The 891-nt window shown below is 64.3% G+C and carries 1 protein-coding gene; it reads left to right on the forward strand.

Annotated elements, in window-relative coordinates; translation table 11 throughout:
• On the forward strand, positions 1-891 hold an 891-nt coding region (gene dmpG / locus GCT19_RS42285; RefSeq protein ID WP_152855112.1), incomplete at both ends, for a 4-hydroxy-2-oxovalerate aldolase.

An 891-nucleotide genomic window follows, 5' to 3' on the forward strand; every position in this document is an offset into this window, starting at 1 on the left:
CTCGATCCAGAACGTGCAGGACATCGCACGCGCATTGGACCGCGCGAAGGTGGACAGCATCGAAGTCGCGCACGGCGACGGACTGCAAGGTTCGAGCTTCAATTATGGCTTCGGCGCGCATAGCGACCTCGAATGGATCGAAGCGGTCGCCGACGTGGTCGAGCACGCGAAGATCGCGACACTGCTGCTGCCCGGCATTGGCACGATTCACGACCTGAAGGCTGCGTATAACGCGGGTGCACGCGTGGTCCGCGTGGCGACGCACTGCACCGAAGCGGACATCTCGAAGCAGCACATCGAATACGCGCGCGAACTCGGCATGGACACCGTCGGCTTCCTGATGATGAGCCACATGACCACGCCGGAGAATCTCGCCATCGAAGCGAAGAAGATGGAAAGCTACGGCGCGACCTGCATCTATGTGGTCGATTCGGGCGGCGCGCTGACGATGAACGACGTGCGCGACCGCTTCCGCGCGGTGAAGGCGGTGCTGAAACCCGAAACGCAAACGGGCATGCACGCGCACCACAACCTGTCGCTCGGCGTCGCGAATTCGATCGTCGCGGTGGAAGAAGGCTGCGACCGCATCGATGCATCGCTCGCGGGCATGGGCGCGGGTGCGGGCAACGCGCCGCTCGAAGTGTTCATCGCGGCCGCCGAGCGCATGGGCTGGAATCACGGCACCGACCTCTACACGCTGATGGACGCCGCCGACGACATCGTGCGTCCGCTGCAGGACCGGCCGGTGCGCGTCGATCGCGAAACGCTCGCGCTCGGTTATGCGGGCGTGTATTCGAGCTTCCTGCGTCATTCGGAAGTGGCCGCGAAGAAGTACGGCCTGAAGACCGTCGACATTCTGGTCGAGCTGGGCAAGCGCCGCATGGTGGGCGG

It is taken from the genome of Paraburkholderia atlantica (assembly GCF_009362785.1).
Taxonomy (GTDB): domain Bacteria; phylum Pseudomonadota; class Gammaproteobacteria; order Burkholderiales; family Burkholderiaceae; genus Paraburkholderia; species Paraburkholderia atlantica.